This is a genomic window from Streptomyces sp. NPDC051664 (genome assembly GCF_044453545.1).
Lineage (GTDB): Bacteria > Actinomycetota > Actinomycetes > Streptomycetales > Streptomycetaceae > Streptomyces.
Genome location: NZ_JBITCU010000008.1, coordinates 37,348 through 57,253, shown reverse-complemented (window position 1 = coordinate 57,253; position 19,906 = coordinate 37,348). Strand labels below are relative to the sequence as shown.

12 protein-coding genes are annotated in these 19,906 nt (G+C 71.4%); 7 read left to right on the top strand and 5 right to left on the bottom strand.

The genetic code is table 11. The features are described 5' to 3' along the window. Positions 1–75: 75 nt before the first annotated feature. Positions 76–279 carry a hypothetical protein gene (locus ACIA8E_RS17230; RefSeq protein ID WP_030922919.1) on the top strand — a complete coding sequence of 68 codons (204 nt, stop codon included), beginning with the start codon at positions 76–78 and terminating at the stop codon, positions 277–279. A 136-nt stretch (positions 280–415) separates the two neighbouring features. Here the strand turns inward: ACIA8E_RS17230 and ACIA8E_RS17225 are convergent, their stop codons facing one another. The 4 genes from ACIA8E_RS17225 to ACIA8E_RS17210 all read right to left on the bottom strand — a co-directional run bounded on the left by ACIA8E_RS17225 (position 416) and on the right by ACIA8E_RS17210 (position 6,088). Then, positions 416–1,354 carry a hypothetical protein gene (locus ACIA8E_RS17225; RefSeq protein ID WP_399298782.1) on the bottom strand — a complete coding sequence of 313 codons (939 nt, stop codon included), beginning with the start codon at positions 1,352–1,354 and terminating at the stop codon, positions 416–418. A gap of 409 nt (positions 1,355–1,763) precedes the next feature. Further along, the gene (gene prfB / locus ACIA8E_RS17220; protein ID WP_389725933.1) at positions 1,764–2,870 is read right to left on the bottom strand and encodes a peptide chain release factor 2; all 1,107 of its coding nucleotides are present in this window, start codon (positions 2,868–2,870) and stop codon (positions 1,764–1,766) included. 151 nt (positions 2,871–3,021) lie between these two features. Beyond that, a complete protein-coding gene (locus tag ACIA8E_RS17215) occupies positions 3,022–4,260 on the bottom strand; it encodes a serine/threonine-protein kinase (RefSeq protein ID WP_399298780.1) in 1,239 nt (412 codons plus the stop codon). A gap of 169 nt (positions 4,261–4,429) precedes the next feature. Further along, entirely contained in the window at positions 4,430–6,088 is a 1,659-nt protein-coding gene (locus ACIA8E_RS17210) for a serine/threonine-protein kinase (protein WP_399298778.1), read from the bottom strand. Positions 6,089–6,599: 511 nt separating this feature from the next. Here ACIA8E_RS17210 and ACIA8E_RS17205 point away from each other — a divergent pair. The 6 genes from ACIA8E_RS17205 (at position 6,600) to ACIA8E_RS17180 (ending at position 19,456) form a co-directional block, all read left to right on the top strand. Then, a complete protein-coding gene (locus ACIA8E_RS17205; protein ID WP_399298776.1) occupies positions 6,600–10,664 on the top strand; it encodes an FHA domain-containing protein in 4,065 nt (1,354 codons plus the stop codon). A gap of 262 nt (positions 10,665–10,926) precedes the next feature. Beyond that, positions 10,927–12,294, top strand: a complete 1,368-nt coding sequence (locus ACIA8E_RS17200; protein ID WP_399298774.1) for an ABC transporter substrate-binding protein — start codon at positions 10,927–10,929, stop codon at positions 12,292–12,294. A gap of 4 nt (positions 12,295–12,298) precedes the next feature. Then, positions 12,299–13,684: a carbohydrate ABC transporter permease gene (locus ACIA8E_RS17195; RefSeq protein ID WP_399298772.1), complete on the top strand. Its 1,386-nt coding sequence runs from the start codon at positions 12,299–12,301 to the stop codon at positions 13,682–13,684. 97 nt (positions 13,685–13,781) lie between these two features. Continuing rightward, positions 13,782–14,705 carry a carbohydrate ABC transporter permease gene (locus ACIA8E_RS17190; RefSeq protein WP_399298770.1) on the top strand — a complete coding sequence of 308 codons (924 nt, stop codon included), beginning with the start codon at positions 13,782–13,784 and terminating at the stop codon, positions 14,703–14,705. A 191-nt stretch (positions 14,706–14,896) separates the two neighbouring features. Beyond that, a complete protein-coding gene (locus ACIA8E_RS17185) occupies positions 14,897–17,194 on the top strand; it encodes a CDP-glycerol glycerophosphotransferase family protein (protein ID WP_399298768.1) in 2,298 nt (765 codons plus the stop codon). Positions 17,195–17,278: 84 nt separating this feature from the next. Next, positions 17,279–19,456: a CDP-glycerol glycerophosphotransferase family protein gene (locus ACIA8E_RS17180; protein WP_399298766.1), complete on the top strand. Its 2,178-nt coding sequence runs from the start codon at positions 17,279–17,281 to the stop codon at positions 19,454–19,456. 70 nt (positions 19,457–19,526) lie between these two features. Here ACIA8E_RS17180 and ACIA8E_RS17175 read toward each other — a convergent pair whose 3' ends face one another. Continuing rightward, complete coding sequence (locus ACIA8E_RS17175; protein WP_399298764.1) at positions 19,527–19,901, bottom strand: hypothetical protein; 375 nt, start codon at positions 19,899–19,901, stop codon at positions 19,527–19,529. Positions 19,902–19,906 lie beyond the last annotated feature (5 nt).

The window sequence follows — 19,906 nt, the reverse complement described above, 5'->3', positions numbered from 1 at the left end:
GGGAACGGATGCGTTTCCATGAGCGTTGTGCGGAGAGAACGTATGCGGCTCCGCCGCGCGGGAGGAGGAAAGCGCATGACCTATGACCGATTGGTTTGCGCAAACTGCGCGGCGCCCGTGAACGAGGGCCGGTGCCCGGTATGCCGGGCCAGCCGCGCACGGCTGCAGCAGCAGGAAGAGCAACAGGGACTCTTCGCGGGCCTGAGCCCGGCGATGCTGGTCGCGCTGCTGGTGGTACTGCTGGCGACGCTGGCACTGCTGGCGCACCAGACCGTATGACCGGGTAGCTGTCTGTAACCGCCGCCGCCCGCATGGCGGAGTGAGTACGTGAGCGTACGTAGAAGGGCCCGGGACAGCCGATCGGCTGTCCCGGGCCCTTCTGTGTACGCAGGCGCGTCCACCGGCCACAGGGGCCTTAGGCGACCGTACGGCCGTTCACCAGACGCGGCAGGATCCGGAAGCCGATGCCGCCGGCGATCATCGTCGCGGCGCCGACCAGCAGGAACGTGGTCTCGGCCGCACCGGTCTCGGCGAGCTCGTCCTTGCCCTTGCCCTGCTCGACCGGCTGGTTGCCGACACTGTCGGTGTCGGTGTTGTCCGCGCACGCGACGCTGTCGAGGTCGACGGTGCAGGTGTTGGTGTCACCGCCGGTGGTCGAGCCGGAGGAGTTGCTGCCGCCGGCCTGCTGACCGCCTGAGCCGTTACCGCCCGTTGCAGCGTCGCCGCCGCCGACAGTCGCGTCACCGCCACCAACCGCAGCGTCACCGCCACCAACCGCAGCGTCGCCACCACCAACCGCAGCGTCACCGCCACCAACAGCAGCGTCGCCACCACCAACAGCAGCGTCGCCACCACCAACAGCAGCGTCGCCACCGCCGACAGCCGCGTCACCGCCACCAACCGCAGCGTCGCCACCACCAACAGCAGCGTCGCCACCGCCGACAGCCGCGTCACCGCCACCAACAGCCGCGTCGCCACCACCAACAGCCGCGTCACCGCCACCAGCAGCATCGCCACCACCAGCAGCGTCACCACCACCAGCAGCATCGCCACCACCAGCAGCGTCACCACCACCAGCAGCGTCACCACCACCAGCAGCATCGCCACCACCAGCAGCGTCACCGCCACCGGACACATCGGCACCGCCGGCGGCGTCACCGCCCTCGGTGTCTCCCTGGATACCCAGGCCGACGTCGAGACCGTCCTCGTTGGCCTCGGCCGTGGCCGAGAGCCCACCGATGTTGACACCGATACCGACGGCCTGCGCCGCGCCGGCAGCGGTCAGCGAGGCACCCGCGGCGATTACCGCACCGGCGGCTATCCGCGCGACGCGGACTCGCGTCTTCTTGGTCATCTGCTGCTACCCCCAGTAGCTGTTCTCGTCAATGGAGCAGCCATATGCGGGCTCACGGCTCTGCCAGGGGTTGCGCTCTCGGCCTGCCGGGCCACGTACTGCCGTAGCCAAGCCGCCCTCCCCCGCCCACACCCGTCCCAGACATACGCATGCTGCACTAGCACCCTGTCCAGAGTTAAGGACTACGTCAAGCCTGTTCCGTGCAATGTGCACCGTTTTGCGAGCAGTTGACCGCCAATCAGAATCACGACTGTGACGCACTCACCACGGGGCCTACGCAACTCGCGGCCCCAACTCCCCTTCGGGCGACGGAATTCCGCACGCGCCACGGTGTCCGCCGGGTACCGAAAACGGCGGTGCCGGAGCCCTGTGAGGGCCCCGGCACCGCCGTACGCGCGCGAACTGGTTGCTACTTCTCCCGCTGCTTGCGCCAGCGGATGCCCGCCTCCAGGAAGCCGTCGATCTCGCCGTTGAAGACCGCTTCCGGGTTGCCGATCTCGAACTCCGTACGCAGGTCCTTGACCATCTGGTACGGGTGCAGGACGTACGAACGCATCTGGTTGCCCCAGGAGTTGCCGCCGTCGCCCTTGAGCGCGTCCATCTTGGCCTGCTCCTCCTGGCGGCGGCGCTCAAGGAGCTTCGCCTGGAGGACGTTCATCGCGGATGCCTTGTTCTGGATCTGCGAGCGCTCGTTCTGGCAGGAGACGACGATGCCGGTCGGCAGGTGGGTCAGGCGCACCGCGGAGTCGGTCGTGTTGACGCCCTGGCCACCGGGGCCGGAGGAGCGGTACACGTCGACGCGCAGCTCGGACTCGTCGATCTCGATGTGGTCGGTCGTCTCGACCACCGGCAGCACCTCGACGCCCGCGAAGGACGTCTGGCGGCGGCCCTGGTTGTCGAAGGGCGAGATCCGGACGAGCCGGTGGGTGCCCTGCTCGACGGAGAGCGTGCCGTAGGCGTACGGAATCTGCACGGCGAAGGTGGTCGACTTGATGCCGGCCTCTTCCGCGTACGACGTCTCGTAGACCTCGGTCTTGTAGCCGTGCCGCTCGGCCCAGCGGATGTACATGCGCTGGAGCTTCTCGGCGAAGTCGGCGGCGTCGACGCCACCGGCCTCGGCCCGGATGTTGACCAGCGCCTCACGGGAGTCGTACTCCCCGGAGAGGAGGGTACGGACCTCCATCTCGTCGAGCGCCTTCCTGACGGACTCCAGCTCCGCCTCGGCCTCGGCGAGGGTGTCGGCGTCGGCCTCGTCCTGGGCGAGCTCGAAAAGAACCGCAAGATCGTCGATGCGGCCGCGCAGCGCCTCGGTCTTGCGGACCTCGGCCTGGAGGTGCGAAAGCTTGCTGGTGATCTTCTGTGCCGCGTCGGGGTCGTCCCAGAGGGACGGCGCCGCCGCCTGCTCCTCGAGCGCGGCGATGTCCGCCCTCAGCGCATCCAGGTCCAGGACGGCCTCGATCGACCCCATGGTCGAGGAGAGGGACTTCAGCTCTTCGGAAATATCGACGACTGCCACGGGTCCAGCGTAACGGCTGTCGGCGCGGACCTGCCCCGGGCTGCTTGATCACTGCCCGGAATCCTTGCGCACGGGGCCGCCGGGCCGCCCGGCGGCCGGACTCAGGGTGTCCGGGACCACAGTGGCCGGACCCGCTCGAACCTCCACGGGCCTACGGCACCGCCGGTGCCGAGCTCCCCGGGTCCTGTGGTGTCGCGCCCGCGTCGTTGCCGCTCAGGGCCATCCAGCCGCCGACACCCAGTGCCGCGCACAGCACTATCGCCACCGCGCCGAGCGTGATGCGGCGTTTGCGGATGGCGGCTGACTTGTTGCGGGCCGAGCCGGGGCGAGGCTGGCCCGGGGCCCGCGGGGCCCGGGCCGTGCCCCTGGGGCCGCCGGAGAGTTCGTCCGGGGCGGGGACGCGCATGCTCGTGTGGGTGTCGCGGTTGGAGTCGGGAGACGCGCCGGGGACCAGCGGGACCGCGCCGCGGCGGCGGGGTTCGTCGGGGTTGGGGGTGTACTGCTGCTCGTCGTACGGCTGCGGTTCCGGTTCGGTGTCCGGCTCGTCCACGTCGAGGGGCGGGATGCCGGCCAGGTGCGGGAGCTGTTCGCGCAGGCGGGCCGCGAGTTCGGAGGCGCGCAGCCGGGAGGCCGGGGCCTTGGCCAGGCACTGGACCAGGAGCTGCCAGAGCTCCTCGGGGATGCCGGGGAGCGGGACCACCGTCTCCGTGACATGGCGGCGCAGCACCGCGCCGGGGTGGCCGCCGCCGAACGGCGTGAAGCCCGCGAGGAGCTCGTACAGCACCGTCGCGAGGGCATAGATGTCCACGGCGGCGCGCGGCGGGAGACCCTCGACGATCTCGGGGGCCAGATAGTCCGGCGTACCGATGATCTTCGTGGCCTTGGTGCGGCGCGGGGTGTCGATGAGCTTCGCGACGCCGAAGTCCGTGAGCAGGGCCGGGTGCGAGCCGCCGGGGCCGAGCGGGCCCTCCATGTCGAGCAGGATGTTCTCCGGCTTGACGTCGCGGTGCACCACTCCGGCGGCATGCGCGGCGGCGAGGCCGTCGGCCACGTCCGCGATGATCGCGACCGCTGCCTCGGGGGCGAGGCGGCGCTCGCGGTCGAGACGGGTGCGCAGATCCGTGCCGCGTACCAGGTTCATGACCAGCGCCAGGTCGTTGCCGTCCACGACGAGGTCGCGGACGCCGACGATGTGCGGATGATCGAGCTTGAGCAGGGCGGCGCGCTCCTGGACGAAGCGTCCGACCAGCTCCTGATCGGACGCGAGGTCCTCGCGGAGGAGCTTTATGGCCACGGGGCCCTCAGGACCCTCACCGAGCCACACCGTGCCGGCGCTGCCGCGCCCCAGGATCTGGTGGGCGGTGTACCGGCTGCCGATATTCCGTGCCAAGACTGCTCCCTCAGCGGCTGGCGATGGACCTCGCTCACTAACCCCCGGTCGACAAAGTTACGCGTCGATCGGGGTGCTGCGTGCCCTGCACGGCGCCAACCTTCACTTCTACGGGCGAAATTGCCCCGCAGAAGTCGACAAAGCCACGAAGTCGGTGGTGCGCACGCTGTCAGTTGGCGCCGCTGTCGCCCAGTTTGGAGAGCCAGTCGGTGGCGGCCGAGATCCCGTCGCCGATCGCCTGCCAGTAGCTCTTGCCCTGGGCCACCCAGTCCTGCAGCGGCGTCAGTTCCCAGATGAGCCAGCCCGCGACGAACAGCAGCACCACGGTGAACAGACATCCCTTGAGGCAGCCGAGGCCCGGGATCTTCGTCGGGTTGGCGCTGCGCTGCCTCGGCTCGCGGGGCTGGCGCGGGGCCGGCTGCTGGGGCGGCGGCTGCTGCGGGGGCGCGTACTGCTGGCGCTGCGGCTGCTGCTGCGGGTACTGCTGCTGCTGGCGGTGCTGGGGGTACTGCTGCTGTTGTTGGGGCTGCTGCCCGTACTGCTGGTGCTGCGGCCGCTGTTGCTGGGGCTGTTGGGGCTGTTGGGGACGCTGCTGCTGGCGCTGGGGGCGGCGGCGCAGCGGGTCCTGGCTCGGGTCGAGGTACTGGACCTGCGTCTGCTCGTTGCGGTCGCGGGCCGCCTGCAGCTGGGACTGCCACGGGTGCGGGCCCTCGGGCTGCGGCGGGCCGTCCGGGCGCGTCGGCACGGGCGGCATGACCGCGGTCGGGTCGGCGTACCCGCCCTGGCCCTGCCCGTATCCCTGACCGGGCGCGTGCTGCATGACACTGGTCGCCGCGTTCGGGTCGTACGCACCCGCATTGCTCGGCAGCACCTGTGTCGGGTCGGCCGCACCCTGGGTCCCCGGGACCGCCGGGGGCGCCGGGTCGGGGGCGAGCAGGGCGCCCACCCCGTCGGCGGCGGCGATCTGGGCCGAGTTGGCGTGCACGCCGATGCCGGCCGCGACGGTACGCAGTCCACGGGCCAGGTTCTCGGCGCTGGGCCGCCGGTCCGGGTCCTTGCTCAGGCAGCGCTCCATGACTGTCCACAGCGGCGCCGGGACGGTGGTGGGGCGGCGGGGCTCCTCGCTGAGGTGCCGTTGCAGTACTTCGAGGGCGGTGCCGCCGGCGAACGGCGGTCGCCCGGTGACCAGCTCGTACAGCAGGATGCCCGCACCGTAGATGTCGACCGCGGACGTCTGCGGCCGGCCCTCGGCGGACTCCGGTGCCACGTAGGCGGGCGTGCCCACGAACTCATGGGTCCGGGTCAGCCCCGGGGAGTCGGCGAGCCGCGCGATGCCGAAGTCGGTGAGCATCGGGTGCATCTGGCCGTCGCGCTCGGAGAGCAGGACGTTGGCCGGCTTCAGGTCGCGGTGGACGACGCCGTCGGCATGGCTGGCGGCGAGCGCGTCCGCGATCTGGGCGGTGAGGAGCGAGGCGGCGACCGGGGTGAGCGGGCCGTTCTCGCGGAGGTAGCGGTGCAGGTCGGGGCCGTCGACCAGGTCCATCACAAGGGCGAGGAGATCGCCCTCCACGACCAGGTCACGGGTGCGCACGATGTTCTCGTGGGTGAGCCGCAGCAACACGGAGCGCTCGCGCAGGAACCGCATCACGACGTCCGCGTCGTTGGCGAGCTCCTCCTTGAGGACCTTGATCGCCACCGTCTCGCCGGGCTGGCCCGCGACGGCCGCCTCGGAACCTGCGGTCTCCCGCTGGCGGGCACGCCAGACGGTGCCCGTGGCGCCGCGTCCCAGCGGCTCCTCGAGCAGGTACTTGCTGCCTACCGGCCGCACGTCATGCGCTCCCTGCTGATCGTGGTGCTTGCGGTCCCCCGGGGCCGCCCGGGAGTTCCGGCCCACTCTAGTGCCGCTCCGCGGCCTTCGAACGGGACACCGGTCGGTCGTTCTCCGGTCGTGAACGGCGAGTGAGCCGTCGTGTCCGGAACGTGTGATCCGTCGTGTCCGGAAGAAGACGCGCACGCCGGACGGATGGTTGCCGCACAGTTGCCGCACAAACGTGCCCATGTCCGCTCCCGGGCGGCCGCCCGGTTCCCGTGCGCGGCTCCCGGGAACGCCCCAAGCAGGCATTTTTGGGACCACAGCCGACGCTCCAAGATCAATTCCAGGTGGCCCCCGGGCGTGTTGTCAGTGGCAGGTGCGAGGATGCCTCCAGCACGGAACTGTGGGGTCGGGAACCTCGCGGTACGTGACGACCTGTACCGGACGACGCGTCCGTGCCGGGTGGGGGGAATCACAGGGCGTTTCCCCTGCCGGGCACCCCGCGCAGAAGGGACCGCTGACGGCGATGCAGATCCGGCTGACCGTCCTCGCGCCGCCCAGCGGCCAGACCCCGGCTCGCACCTGTGACGTGCTCGTCACCGCCCCTGCGGGGACGGCGCTCGCCACTGTGGCCTCCAATCTCGCCGCGGCCGTCACCGGGCCGGACGGCTCGCTCGGCACCGGTGCGGTGGTGCTGTTCGCCGGGCGCGAGCGGCTCGACGCGCAGCGGTGCGCGCTGGGTGAGCCGCCCCTGGTCGACGGGGCGGTGCTGTCGCTCCAGGTCCCGGGCGAGGACGAGGCCGCGGACGATGCCGTACCGGCGCAGCTCCATGTGGTGGCGGGCCCCGACGCGGGTGGCGTCCATCTGCTGCACGGCGGGCAGATCCGGATCGGCCGCTCCGCCGACGCGGACGTCCCGCTCGACGACCCCGATGTGTCCCGGCTGCACTGCGCGGTGACGGTCTCCGAGGACGGCCGGGTCTCGGTCGCCGACCTGGGCTCCACGAACGGCACCTCGCTGGACGGCGCGGAGGTGCACGACCGCCCGGTCCGGCTGAAGCCGGGTGCGCTGCTGCGGCTCGGCGAATCGACGCTGCGACTGGCCTCGGGAGCGCGTACGCCGACGCTGGCCACGGCGCCGGACGGCGAGGGGCATCTGCGGGTGGCGCGGGCAGCGGGCGGCGCCGGCGAGGACGGGAACTTCCCGGAGGATTCGGGGTCGGAGAAGTCGAGGTCGGGGTCGGGCGGGTACGGCTCCGGTCATGCGTACAGCGCGGGTGTCTCGCCCGGCTTCGGGTCCGGCGAGGGCGTCGCGCATGCGTACGGGAGTGGCGCACCGGCCGAGGCCGGTGACCGGGGCGGGCAGGGCCCGGCCGGCCGGGCCACGGACGACGAGGCACCCCGGCGCGGCGGGATAGGAGCCTGGGCCCGCAGACTGGCGGGCAACAAGGCCGAGCCGGTGCACGAGGCCACGCCCGATGAGACGCGGCCGGTGGGCCGACCGGTCCCGTCCGCCTCGCCCTCCGTCGCGGCGTCGCGCCCCTCGTCGGGCTCGTCGGTCGGGGAGACATGGCCCGATCCGGCGACCGTTCTGCTGACCGCCCTCGGACCGGGCCCCCGGCTGTGGGAGCGCGACGCCGAGCACCCGGAGGCTCTGGTGGTCCGGCTGGGCACCACCGACCGGGCCGAGCTGCCCGCAGTACCGGTGACCGTAGGACTGCGGGAGGCCGGTTCACTCGGGCTCGCCGGACCGCGGGAGCGGCTGGCCGGGCTCGCCCGCTCGGTGGTCGCACAGCTCGCCGCGCTGCACTCCCCGGCCGACCTGGAGATCGTGCTCATCAGTACCGACCGCGCCCGCAACGCGGACGAGCGCAGGCGTCAGTGGGCGTGGCTCGGCTGGCTCCCCCATCTACGGCCGATGCACGGCCAGGACTGTCGGCTGCTGCTCGCGCACGACCGGGAGCAGGCCACCGCCCGTACGACGGAACTGGTGCGCCGGCTGGACGACGGGCCGCTCGGCACCGGCTGGGCAAGTGTCGACCGGGGCACGGTCGCCGAGGCCGCCCGGCGGTACGTGGGGCCGCACACCGTGGTGATCGTCGACGGCGACCCCGGTTCCGCGGTCCTGCGCGAGACCACGGCACGGCTGGCCGCCGCGGGTGCGGCCGCCGGGATCCATCTGATCTGCCTTGCCGAGACACCGGCCGCGTCGCCCACCTCGCCGGTCCCGGCGACGTACGAGGCGGCCTGCCACGCGTCGATCGCGTTCCGCGAGTGCGGGGCGGTGGCGATGCTGAGCGGCGATGTGGCGACGGCACTGCGGCTGCTGCGCACGGCGGGCGGGCAGGCCGCGGGCCACGGCACGGTGGCCGCGGTGGACGCGGTGTCGGCCGCCTGGGCGGAGCGGTTCGGGCGGGCGCTGGCTCCGTTGCGTACGGACGGTTCGGCGACGGCACCGGGCCGCCGGACGGCTGCGTCCCTCCCGGCGTCCGCCCGCCTGCTGGACGAGCTGGGCCTGGCCAGGGCCACCCCGGCCTCGCTGATGGCCCGCTGGGCGTCGACGTCGGACGACCAGCCCGGGGCAACGGTGCATGGGCTCGGCAGTATGAAGGTGCCGGCGGTCGACACCCACGGTTCCGGCCGCACGCAGTACCCGGACAGCACAGGTCCCCGTGTGGGCGCGCAGCGCACGGCCGACGGCGGGGCAGGCGCCCCGTTGCCACCCTCGCGCCCGGCCGGTGCGGGTGCCAACGGTGCCCGGGGTGCGGATGACGTGTACGGATCCGGGTCGGGGCCTACGCCGTACCCCGGTGGCGAGTCGGAGTCGAGGCGCACTCCGTACCCCGGCACCGACACGTCCGGCTCCGGCGCCACCCCCGGCACGAGCAACGACACCCATGCGGGCACTCCACGGCATACGTCGGTTCGCGGCGACGGCAGCCTGTCGGGCACCGGGTCGGGACGCACCCTGTATCCGGGCCCGGACACACCGGGTTCGGGCCGCACGCCGTACCCAGGGGCGGATGCCTCGGGTTCGGGCGGCACCCCGTACCCCCGTACCGAGGCGTCGGACCCCGGGCGCACCCCGTACCCGGGCACGGACATCCCGGGCTCGGGCCGAACACCGTACCCAGGAGCGGACAACCACGGTTCCGGCCGAGCCCCGTATCCCGGCAGGGACACCTCGGGCTCAGGACGCACGCCGTACCCGCGGGCGGATTCCTCCGGTTCCGGGCGGACCCCGTACCCGGCCGGCGACACGTCCGGTTCGGGCCGCTCCCCGTACCCCCGTACCGACGCATCGGACTCCGGACGGACCCCGTACCCCGCCACCCCACGGATCGGCGCGCAGCGTCACGACCGTTCGGCAGGCGACTCACCCAGTCCTCGGACCGGCCCTGGTGCCGAGCCCGCCGAGCGTGCCGCAAGCCGGGTGAGCGGGCCCCGTGACGGCGATGCGCCGCAGGTCGCTGCTCGGGTGACCGAGGGCGCGAGCTCGGTCAGGGCTGCTGCGGCTTGCGCTGCCCCGGCCCCCGACGCGACCGCCGTCGCAGTCGCCGCCCGGCCCGTCGTCGTTCTCGGCGCCGGGCCCCGGGGTGCGCTCAGTGTCGATCTTGCGGACGAAGGGCCCCATCTCCTCATCGAGGGCCCGGCCGGCAGTGGACGTACCGAGTTGCTGCGCGCCGTCGCCGCCTCGCTCGCCGCCGCGGCGCGGCCCGACCGGCTCGGCATCCTGCTCGTCGACGGCGCCGGTGGCGAGCGCGGCGAGAGCCTGCGGCCCTGCACCGAACTCCCGCACGCGTTCATGAACTTGACGGCCTCCGATCCGCTCAGAATGCGCGAGTTCGCCCAGGCTCTGGGCGGCGAACTGAAGCGGCGGGCCGAGCTGCTCGGGCGGCTCGACTTCGACGACTGGCACGTCCGGCACGAGGTGGCGCAGCGGATGGTCGGCCAGCGGGCACCGAGCGCCGCCGAGCAGCGCGGCGATCTGGACCCGGCGGCGAGCGGCACGCTCCGGTTGCGGCCCGCCGCCGCCCGGTCCGTGGATCCCGGCCCGTCGCCGCTGCCCCGTCTCGTCGTCCTGGTCGACGACTTCGACGCGCTGGTCGCACCCGCCCTCGGCAGCCCGGGCCGGCCCGCTGCCGGTTCGGTCGTCCGGGCCCTGGAGGCCGTCGCGAGGGACGGCGGCCGACTGGGCGTGCATCTGGTCGCGACGTCCGCCCGCGCCGACCGTACCGAGGACACGGATCTGGCCCGTGGGGCGCGGCTGCGGGTGGTGCTCGACGCGCCCGTCGTGCCGCCCTCGCCGGAGGACCCGCTGCCCGGCCGGGGGAGGCTGGGGCATCCGGACGGGCGGGTGACACCGTTCCAGGGGGGCCGGGTGACGGGCCGCATTCCGCGTACCGCGACCCTTCGGCCCACCGTCGTCCCGCTGGAGTGGGAGCGGATGGGCGATCCGCCCACCCGGCGCCCGGTCCGCGAGCTGGGCAACGGGCCGACGGACCTGGCGCTGCTGGCCAGTGCGCTGGAGCGGGCGGCCCGTTCGGTGAACGCCGAGCGAATAGCTCCGCTCGTGGCCCACCACTTCTGAGGCACCCTCACCCCGACCGGGGCATCCTCGCCCCGGTCGCCATTGCGTCATTTCGTCATTTCGTCCCCGATCGCCGGACGGGCTGGGACATCGAGCCCGTCCGGCGACCGAAGACCACTGAGCTCACGTCACGAGCCCATCACGATCGACATGTTGACACCGAAAGCGGTATTGCGGCGCCCCGTGCACCCGGCGTAGGACTGTGCGCACAGGAGCAGACACCCACACGTACAGGCAGGCGCACAGGAGAGACGGGGCACGGATGCGCACAACGCTTCGGATTCGCAGGGCCGCCATGGTGTTCACAGCCATCGGCGCACTGGCCCTCACCGGCTGCGGTGACGACGGTGGCAGCGGAAAGGGAAAGACGGGCGGAGGTTCCAGCAGCTCCGAGGAGACGCCTTCGGGCGTCTCGCTGCCCAAGCTGGACGGCGAGAAGATCTCGGTCGCGGCGGTCTGGACCGGCCCCGAGCAGGCCAACTTCGTCAAGGTTCTCAAGGAGTTCGAGAAGCGCACGGGCGCCACGGTCACCTTCGTCCCTGCGCAGGACCCGATCGTCAACTTCCTCGGCACGAAGATCGCGGGCGGTCAGCCGCCGGACGTCGCGATGATCCCGCAGGTCGGCGCGATCAAGCAGGCCGCGGAGAAGAAGTGGGCCAAGCCGGTGGGCGCCGACGCCAAGGCCCAGCTGGACAAGAACTACTCGAAGGTCTGGCAGGACCTCGGCGCTGTGGACGGCACCCAGTACGGCGTCTACTTCAAGGCCGCCAACAAGTCCCTGATCTGGTACAACACCAAGGCGTTCGAGAACGCCGGGGCGAGCGAGCCGAAGACCTGGAAGGACTTCATGGCGACGGCCGAGACGGTCTCCGCCTCGGGTGTCACCCCGGTCTCGGTCGGCGGGGCGGACGGCTGGACCCTCACCGACTGGTTCGAGAACATCTACCTCTCCCAGGCGGGCCCGGAGAAGTACGACCAGCTGGCCCAGCACAAGATCAAGTGGACCGACCCGTCCGTCAAGGATGCGCTGACCACGCTCGCCGAGCTCTTCGGCAAGCCGTCCCTGATCGCGGGCGGCGCGGACGGTGCGTTGCAGACGGAGTTCCCGGCTTCGGTCACGCAGACGTTCACCGGCGGTGACCAGCCCAAGGGCGCCATGGTCTTCGAGGGTGACTTCGTGGGTATCAACATCGCGCAGACCAAGGCGAAGATCGGTACGGACGCCAAGGTGTTCCCGTTCCCGGCGGTCGGCGCCGAGTCCCCCGTGGTGACGGGCGGCGACGCGGCGGTGGCCCTGAAGGACAGCAAGGGCGCCCAGGCCCTGCTGACCTGGCTGGCCTCGACGGACGCGGCGAAGATCTGGGCCGAGCAGGGCGGGTTCATCTCCCCGAACAAGGCCCTGGACACCGCCGCATATCCGAACGAGGTGCAGCGCACCATGGCGAAGGCGCTGATCGCCGCCGGTGACGCCGTCCGGTTCGACATGTCCGACCAGGCCCCGCAGTCGTTCGGCGGGACGCCCGGGAAGGGCGAGTGGAAGACCCTCCAGGACTTCCTCAAGAACCCGAAGGACATCGCGGGGACCCAGGCGAAACTGGAGTCCGACGCGGCCAAGGCGTACAAGAGCTGACGGGATGACGACAGCGACAGCGGGGGGCTCCGACGCGGCGCCCCCCGCCGACAAGCGTCCCCCTGAGCGCTCCGAGCGCCCTGCGCAGCCGCGCCCCCGCAGAAGCGTGACCGGCACCCGCAAGATCGTCGCGACGGCATTCCTGCTGCCCGCGCTGGTGCTGCTCGGCGCGCTCGTGCTCTATCCGATCGGCTACTCCGTCTACCGGTCGTTCTTCGACCAGTCGGGGACGGGCTTCGCCGGTGTCGACAACTACAAGGCGCTGTTCACGGACGACACCATCCGTACGGCGGTCAAGAACAACGCGATCTGGGTCGTCTTCGCACCGACGATCTCCACCGCGCTCGGGCTGATCTTCGCGGTACTGACCGAGCGGATCCGCTGGGGTACGGCGTTCAAGCTGATCGTCTTCATGCCGATGGCGATCTCGATGCTGGCCGCGGGCATCATCTTCCGGCTGGTGTACGACCAGGCCCCGGAGCGTGGGGTCGCCAACGCCGTATGGGTCGGTGTGCACGACACGTTCGCCGATTCGGCCGGCTACCCGAAGGCGCATCCGCTGCCCGTCCATCCGCTCAAGGCGGGCGGCGGCGGATCGTTCGTCACGAAGGTGCCGGTACGGGCCGGCGAGCCGGTCCAGTTGCCGCTGGTCGGGGTGGCGCCCGCGAAGATGCCGACCGACGCGAAGCCGGCCGAGGCGGCCACCGCGCAGTCCGGGAAGGTCGCCGGTACCGCATGGCTGGACTTCACCAAGGGCGGCGGCGGCAAACCCAATGTCATCGACACCAAGGAGCTCGGTCTCAAGGGGCTCAAGGTCGAGGCGGTCAAGAACGGCAAGGTGGTCGCCTCGGCGAAGGCCGCCGCGGACGGGACGTTCACCCTGCCCGCCTCGGCCGACGGCGCCCTGCTCCGGCTTCCCGCATCGAACTTCAAGGAGCCGTACAACGGGGTCGACTGGCTCGGCCCCACCCTGGTGACGCCCGGGATCATCGGCAGTTACGTCTGGATGTGGGCGGGCTTCGCGATGGTGCTGATCGCGGCCGGGCTCGCGGGCCTGCCGCGTGAACTCCTCGAAGCGGCCCGGGTGGACGGCGCCAACGAGTGGCAGGTGTTCCGACGGATCACCGTGCCGATGCTCGCGCCCGTGCTCGCGGTCGTGCTGGTCACGCTGATGATCAACGTCCTGAAGATCTTCGACCTGGTGTTCATCATCGCCCCGGGCTCCTCCCAGGACGACGCGAACGTCCTGGCCCTCCAGCTGTACCGGTCCTCGTTCGGCACGGATGCGGACCTCGGGATCGGCAGCGCCATCGCCGTACTCCTGCTGCTGCTGGTGATCCCGGTGATGATCTTCAATATCCGCCGGATGCGGAGGGAGGGGCGCCGATGACGACCCCGTCGACCACGGTCACCTCCGACCGGGGGCCCGAGAGCTGTCCCCCGGAGAAGCACGGCAATATCCGCCGGATACGGAAGGAGGGGCGCCGATGACAACCCCGTCGACCACGGCCGCGGCCACCCGCACGGCTTCGGCCTCCCGCAGCGGCGCGGAGCAGGCGAAGCAGTCCCTCGGTTCACGGATCGCGGCCCGCGCCGGCGGCGGCGTGATGCGGGTCTTCCTCATCCTGGTGGGCCTGTTCTGGCTGATGCCGACCATCGGACTGCTGCTCTCCTCGCTGCGCAGCGGCGAGGAGATCGCGGCGACCGGCTGGTGGAAGATCTTCACCGCCCCGTCCCAGCTCACCTTCGACAACTACTCCCGGCTGCTGGACAATCCGACCATCACCCACTCCCTCCTGAGTACGGTGATGATCACCGTCCCGGCGACGGTCCTGGTCGTGGTGATCGGCTCTCTCGCCGGGTACGCCTTCGCCTGGATGGACTTCCCCGGCCGCGACTGGTGGTTCCTGCTGGTCGTCGGGTTGCTGGTGGTCCCGGTGCAGGTCGCCCTCATCCCGGTCTCCAAGCTCTTCGGCGAGATCGGGATCTTCGAGACCACCTTCGGTGTGATCCTCTTCCACACGGCGTTCGGCCTGCCCTTCGCGATCTTCCTGCTGAGGAACTTCTTCGCGGAGATCCCGCGCGAACTCCTGGAGGCGGCCCGGCTCGACGGGGCGGGCGAGATCCGGCTCTTCACCCGGGTCGTGATGCCGCTGGGCGGTCCGGCGATCGCCTCGCTCGGGATCTTCCAGTTCCTCTGGGTGTGGAACGACATGCTGGTCGCGTTGATCTTCGCGGACTCCGACTCGCCGCCGATCACCGTGGCGTTGCAGCAGCAGGTACGCCAGTTCGGCAACAACATCGATGTACTGGCGCCCGGCGCCTTCGTGTCGATGGTGATTCCACTTGCGGTGTTCTTCGCCTTCCAGCGCCAGTTCGTCTCCGGCGTGATGGCGGGTGCGGTCAAGTAGCGGCACCGCTCAGAAATCCATCAACTGTACGTCGACCGGATGTACGTCAACGTGGGGCGTGTCCCGTTACTCCCAACGGGCACGCCCCACCTGGCACTTCGCGCGCATGCCACGTTTCGGCGTAACCTTCGCGCCCCATCGGCCGTTTGCGGACCACCCGCCCGCACCAGCGAACGACCCATGGATGTGTTGTGCCCAGGTTCAGTGTCATCGTGCCCGCGTACCGGGTTCAGGCGTATCTGCACGAGAGCCTGGACTCGGTGCTGAGCCAGTCCTACGCGGACTTCGAGATCATCGCGGTCGATGACTGCTCCCCCGATTCCTGCGGCGCGATCATCGACGGGTTCGCCGCCCGCGACAGCCGGGTGCGAGCCCTGCACCTGCCGGAGAACATGGGCCTCGGCCTCGCCCGCAACGCCGGGATCGCACAGGCCACCGGCGACTACCTGATCTTCCTGGACAGCGACGACACTCTCGCTCCGGGCGCCCTGCGGACCATCGCCGACCGGATCGCGCGGACCGGGGAGCCGGACGTCCTGGTCTACGACTACGCCCGCACCTACTGGACGGGCGAGAGCGTGCGCAACGCCTTCGCCGGGCACCTCGCCGAGACCGGCGCCGCCACCTTCACCCTCGCCGACCGGCCCGGTCTGCTGAAAGTCCTCATGGTCGTCTGGAACAAGGCGTACCGCCGCGAGTTCGTCGAGGCCGAGGGGTTCACCTTCCCGCCCGGCTACTACGAGGACACCCCCTGGACCTATCCGGTGCTGATGGCCGCCGGTTCGATCGCCGTCCTCGACGAAGTGTGCGTCCACTACCGGCAGCGGCGCCAGGGCAACATCCTGTCCACCACCAGCCGCAAGCACTTCGACATCTTCGACCAGTACGACCGGGTCTTCGCGTTCATCGACGCCCACCCCCGGCTCACCGACTGGCGGCCGGTGATCTACCGCCGGATGCTCGACCACTTCTCGACACTGTTCACCACCCGCGGCAGGCTGCCGCGCGGCAGCCGCGGCGAGTTCTTCCGCCGCGCCCGCGCCCACTGCGGCCGCTACCGCGTCCCCGGCGCCCCTGCCCCGCGCCGCGCCCGGCTGCGCCACGGACTGATCCGGCTGGGCGCGCACCGCACGTACCGCGCACTGTGGACCGCGCGGCTGCTGCGGGGGCGGCTACGCCGGATCGCCGGGTCCGCGCGCCGGGTGGTGCGGGCCGGCGCGCTCCAGGCGTACTACCGCGTGCAGCTCCGGCTGCCCGTGCGCGCGGACCGGGCGGTGTTCGCCGCGTACTGGCACCGCGGCTACGCCTGCAACCCGGCGGCGATCGAGGAGAAGGCCCGCGAACTGGTGCCCGGGCTGCACACATCATGGATCTGCCGCGCCGAGGACGAGCACACCGTCCCCACCGGAATCCGCCGGCTCACCCCGGGAACGTACCGCTACTGGCAGGCGCTGGCCCGCTCCAAGTACCTGGTGAACAACGTCAACTTCGACCGGCGGCTGGTCAAACGGCGCGGCCAGGTGCTGCTCCAGACCCATCACGGCACCCCGTTGAAGACGATGGGCCTGGACCTTCAGGACCGTCCCGCGGCGGCCGGCACGATGGACTTCGAGCAGCTGCTCGCCAACGTCGACAAGTGGGACTTCTCGCTCTCCGCGAACCGGCATTCCACCCTCGTGTGGGAGAAGGCCTACCCGTCCGGATCCGCCGCCTTGGAGACGCTGGAGTACGGCAGTCCGCGCAACGACCTCTTCCCGCGGGCCACCGCCGCCGATGTGGCCCGGCTTCGCGAGTCGATCGGCATCCCCGAGGGCGCCACCGCCCTGCTGTACGCCCCCACCCACCGCGACTACCGGCGCACCCAGCACCTCGGCCTCGACCTGGAGCGGGTGATCCGCGCGCTCGGCCCCGACTTCGTGATCCTGACCCGCGCGCACTACTCGTACGAGGCCCCGCTGGTCCGCGGCACGCACCCGCGGATCATCGACGTCAGCGACCATCCCTCGGTCGAGGCGGTCGCGCTCGCCTCCGACGCACTGGTCACCGACTACTCGTCGCTGATGTTCGACTATGCCAATCTGGACCGGCCCATCGTCATCCACAACAGTGACCGGGAGGCGTACGAGGCAGCCCGCGGCACCTACTTCGATCTGCGCTCCTGCCCACCGGGCGCGATCGCCCACAGCGAGGACGAACTGCTGGACATCTTCGCCACGGGCCACTGGCGCGGCTCCCGCTCCGCGCAGCTGCGGGCGGCGTTCCGGGCGCGGTTCTGCCCGTACGACGACGGGCACGCGGCGGAGCGGGTGGTGCGCCGGGTGTTCCTGGGCGAAACGGCCGTGCAGGTGCCCGCGATGTCCGCGGCGTCCCTCGCGGAACGGCAGCCGGGGCCCACGCCGGTCCCTGCGTCCATGCCGGTACCGGCCCTCCTGAGCGGGACCTCGCCGGGACGCAGTCCGTCAACCGGACCCGAGCGCCCGGTCATCTGACTTACCGGCCTTCCGACTTCCTGTTGTCCCCCGTCTCCCCCGCTGTCTGCGCCCACGGGTGCCAGTGACCGAGAAAGAGCGTGTATGCCCCGGCTGAGTGTCATCATCCCCGTCCGTCGCGCCCGAGGACATCTGCGTGAGTGCCTGGAATCGGTGCTCTCGCAGTCGTTCACGGACATCGAAGTGATCGGAGTCGACGACGGGGCGCCGGACGGTTCGGGCCTGCTGCTGGACGAGTTCGCCACCCGGGACGACCGGGTGCAGGCCATCCACCTCCCGGCGGGCGAGGGCGCGGGCCCCGCCGGGCGGCGCAACGCCGGGGCCGAGCGGGCCGTCGGGAACCATCTGCTCTTCCTGGAGGGGAGCTTCGTCCTGCTGCCGGGCGCGCTGCAGGCCGTCGCCGACGCGCTGAACGCGGCGGGCGACCCGGAACTGCTGCTGTTCGGCCATCACAAGCGGTCGTTCCGCGGCAGGCCGCGGCCGACCCGGTCGCTGGAGCTGCTGCACGAACTGCCCACGGGACCCCTTACCCTCGCCGACCACCCCGAACTCCTCGACATCGCGCAGGTCTCCTGGAACCGGGCCGTACGCCGCACCCTCCACGAGTCCGAGAAGCTGGCCTTCGGCCCCGGACAGCACGGCGAGCGGATGTACGCACTCCAGACGCTGGCCGCCGCCGAGTCCGTCGCCGTTCTGCCGGTCGCCTGCGTCGAGCACCGCCAGCAGCGCTATCTGCCGGAACTCGCCGACGAGTCGGAGCCGACCGACGGCACGACACCGCTCCAGCTCGTCGAGGCGTACGCGGGGCTGATGACCTTCCTCCGGGACCGGCCGGCCCTCCATCCGCTGCGGGCGCTGCTCTTCGAGCGGGCCACCCAGGAACTCCTGGCCGGATACCCGTCGGTGGAGCGACGGCGCAGGCGGTACGTGCGGTCCGTGGCCGCGTTCCACCGTAGGCACCGGCCCGAGGGGCACCGGTTCCCGAGCGGCGCCAAGGGGCTGCGGCCACGGCTGATCGGCGGCGGCCGGTTCGCCGCACTCGGCGCCCTCGACACCGTTCTCGCCCTGCGCCGGACGACGCGCTCAGTGCCCGCCGCACTCCGGGCGCGGGCGAAGCGCACGCTGTCCGCACGCTACTACTGGTGGCAGCGCAGGCGTCCGCTGGACCGCGGGCTCGCCGTCTACGCCGCGTACTGGAACCGCGGGGTCAGCTGCAACCCGGAGGCAATCTTCCGCAAGGCCCAGGAGCTGGCCCCGGAGGTCCGCGGGGTGTGGGTGGTTTCGAAGAATCAGGTGGACACGGTGCCGCCCGGCATCGACCACGTGGTGCCGGGGACCCGCCGCTACTGGGCGACGCTGGCCCGTGCCACGTACTTCATCAACAACGTCAACTTCCCCGACCACCTGGTCAAACGCCCCGGTCAGGTCCATGTGATGACCCACCACGGCACCCCGCTCAAGATCATGGGCCTGGACCAGCAGGACTATCCGGCGGCGGCGCAGGGGCTGAACTTCGACCGGTTGCTGCAACGCGTCGACCGGTGGGACTGGAGCATCTCCGCCAACCCGCACTCCACGGAGGTGTGGGCCCGCGCCTACCCGAGCGCCGCGCGCTCGCTCGAGACGGGCTACCCGCGCAATGACGTCCTCACCACGACTACGGCCGGGCGGATCGCTGAGATCCGGGCCGGGCTGGGCATCCGCCCCGGCCGGCGGAGCGTGCTCTACGCGCCGACCCACCGCGACTACGAGGCGTCGTTCACCAGCAGGATCGATCTGGAACGGCTCGCCGAAGCACTCGGCCCCGACACCGTGATCATGGTCCGCGCGCACTACTTCTACGACGATGCGGGGCTGCCGGACCGTCCGTCGGTCCTCGATGTCTGCGACCATCCGCGGATCGAGGAGCTGTGCCTGGCGGCCGACGTGCTGGTGACGGACTACTCGTCGGTGATGTTCGACTACGCCGCACTGGACCGGCCCATCGTGGTGCACGCCCCGGACTGGGAGACGTACCGCACGGTGCGCGGGGCCTGCTTCGACCTGCTGTCCGGGGAGCCGGGAGACACCCCGGGGGCCGTCTCCACGAGCACGGACGAGCTGGCCCGGATCTTCCTCGACGGCAGCTGGAACAGCCCGGAGAACGAGGCGCTGCGGGCCGCGTTCCGGGCGAGGTTCTGTCCGTACGACGACGGGCGGGCGGCGGAGCGGGTGGTTCGGGCGGTGCTGCTGGGGGAAGGAGGGGCACCCGGCGGGCGTTAGTACTCAATCGCCGGACGGGCTTGTTCTTGCCGCCCGGCGATTGATCGCGCACCCGCTCCCGGGATACGCCTCAGCGTTGCTGGCCCGCCATGACCGTGGCGAGGCCGATGACCACGAGCAGCGAGCCGCCCCAGGTCCACATCGAGGTCCGCTCGTGCAGCACCGTCGATCCGGCCAGCACGATCAGCAGATAGCCGAGCGCGTTGAACGGGTACGCGATGCTCAGCGGCACCTTGGCCAGCGTCGCCATCCAGGCGAGTGCGGACACCGCGAACACGAGGAGCCCGAAGATGACCCACGGGCTGGTCGCCGCGCGCATCGCCAGGGATCCGCCCTCACGCCCGACGGTCGCCGCGGCGCCCTTCATCCCGTGCTTGAGCATGATCTGCCCCCCCGCCGACGCGAACACGGCGAACAGCAGCAGCGTCAGACTGGGCAGGGTCAAGGTCT

Bases quoted from the DNA above. Each gene is read 5' to 3' on its own strand.
- ACIA8E_RS17190 (WP_399298770.1), top strand. From the start codon at position 13,782: ATGACAACCCCGTCGACCACGGCCGCGGCCACCCGCACGGCTTCGGCC.
- ACIA8E_RS17205 (WP_399298776.1), top strand. From the start codon at position 6,600: ATGCAGATCCGGCTGACCGTCCTCGCGCCGCCCAGCGGCCAGACCCCG.
- ACIA8E_RS17225 (WP_399298782.1), bottom strand. From the start codon at position 1,354: ATGACCAAGAAGACGCGAGTCCGCGTCGCGCGGATAGCCGCCGGTGCG.
- ACIA8E_RS17230 (WP_030922919.1), top strand. From the start codon at position 76: ATGACCTATGACCGATTGGTTTGCGCAAACTGCGCGGCGCCCGTGAAC.
- ACIA8E_RS17200 (WP_399298774.1), top strand. From the start codon at position 10,927: ATGCGCACAACGCTTCGGATTCGCAGGGCCGCCATGGTGTTCACAGCC.
- ACIA8E_RS17180 (WP_399298766.1), top strand. From the start codon at position 17,279: ATGCCCCGGCTGAGTGTCATCATCCCCGTCCGTCGCGCCCGAGGACAT.
- ACIA8E_RS17195 (WP_399298772.1), top strand. From the start codon at position 12,299: ATGACGACAGCGACAGCGGGGGGCTCCGACGCGGCGCCCCCCGCCGAC.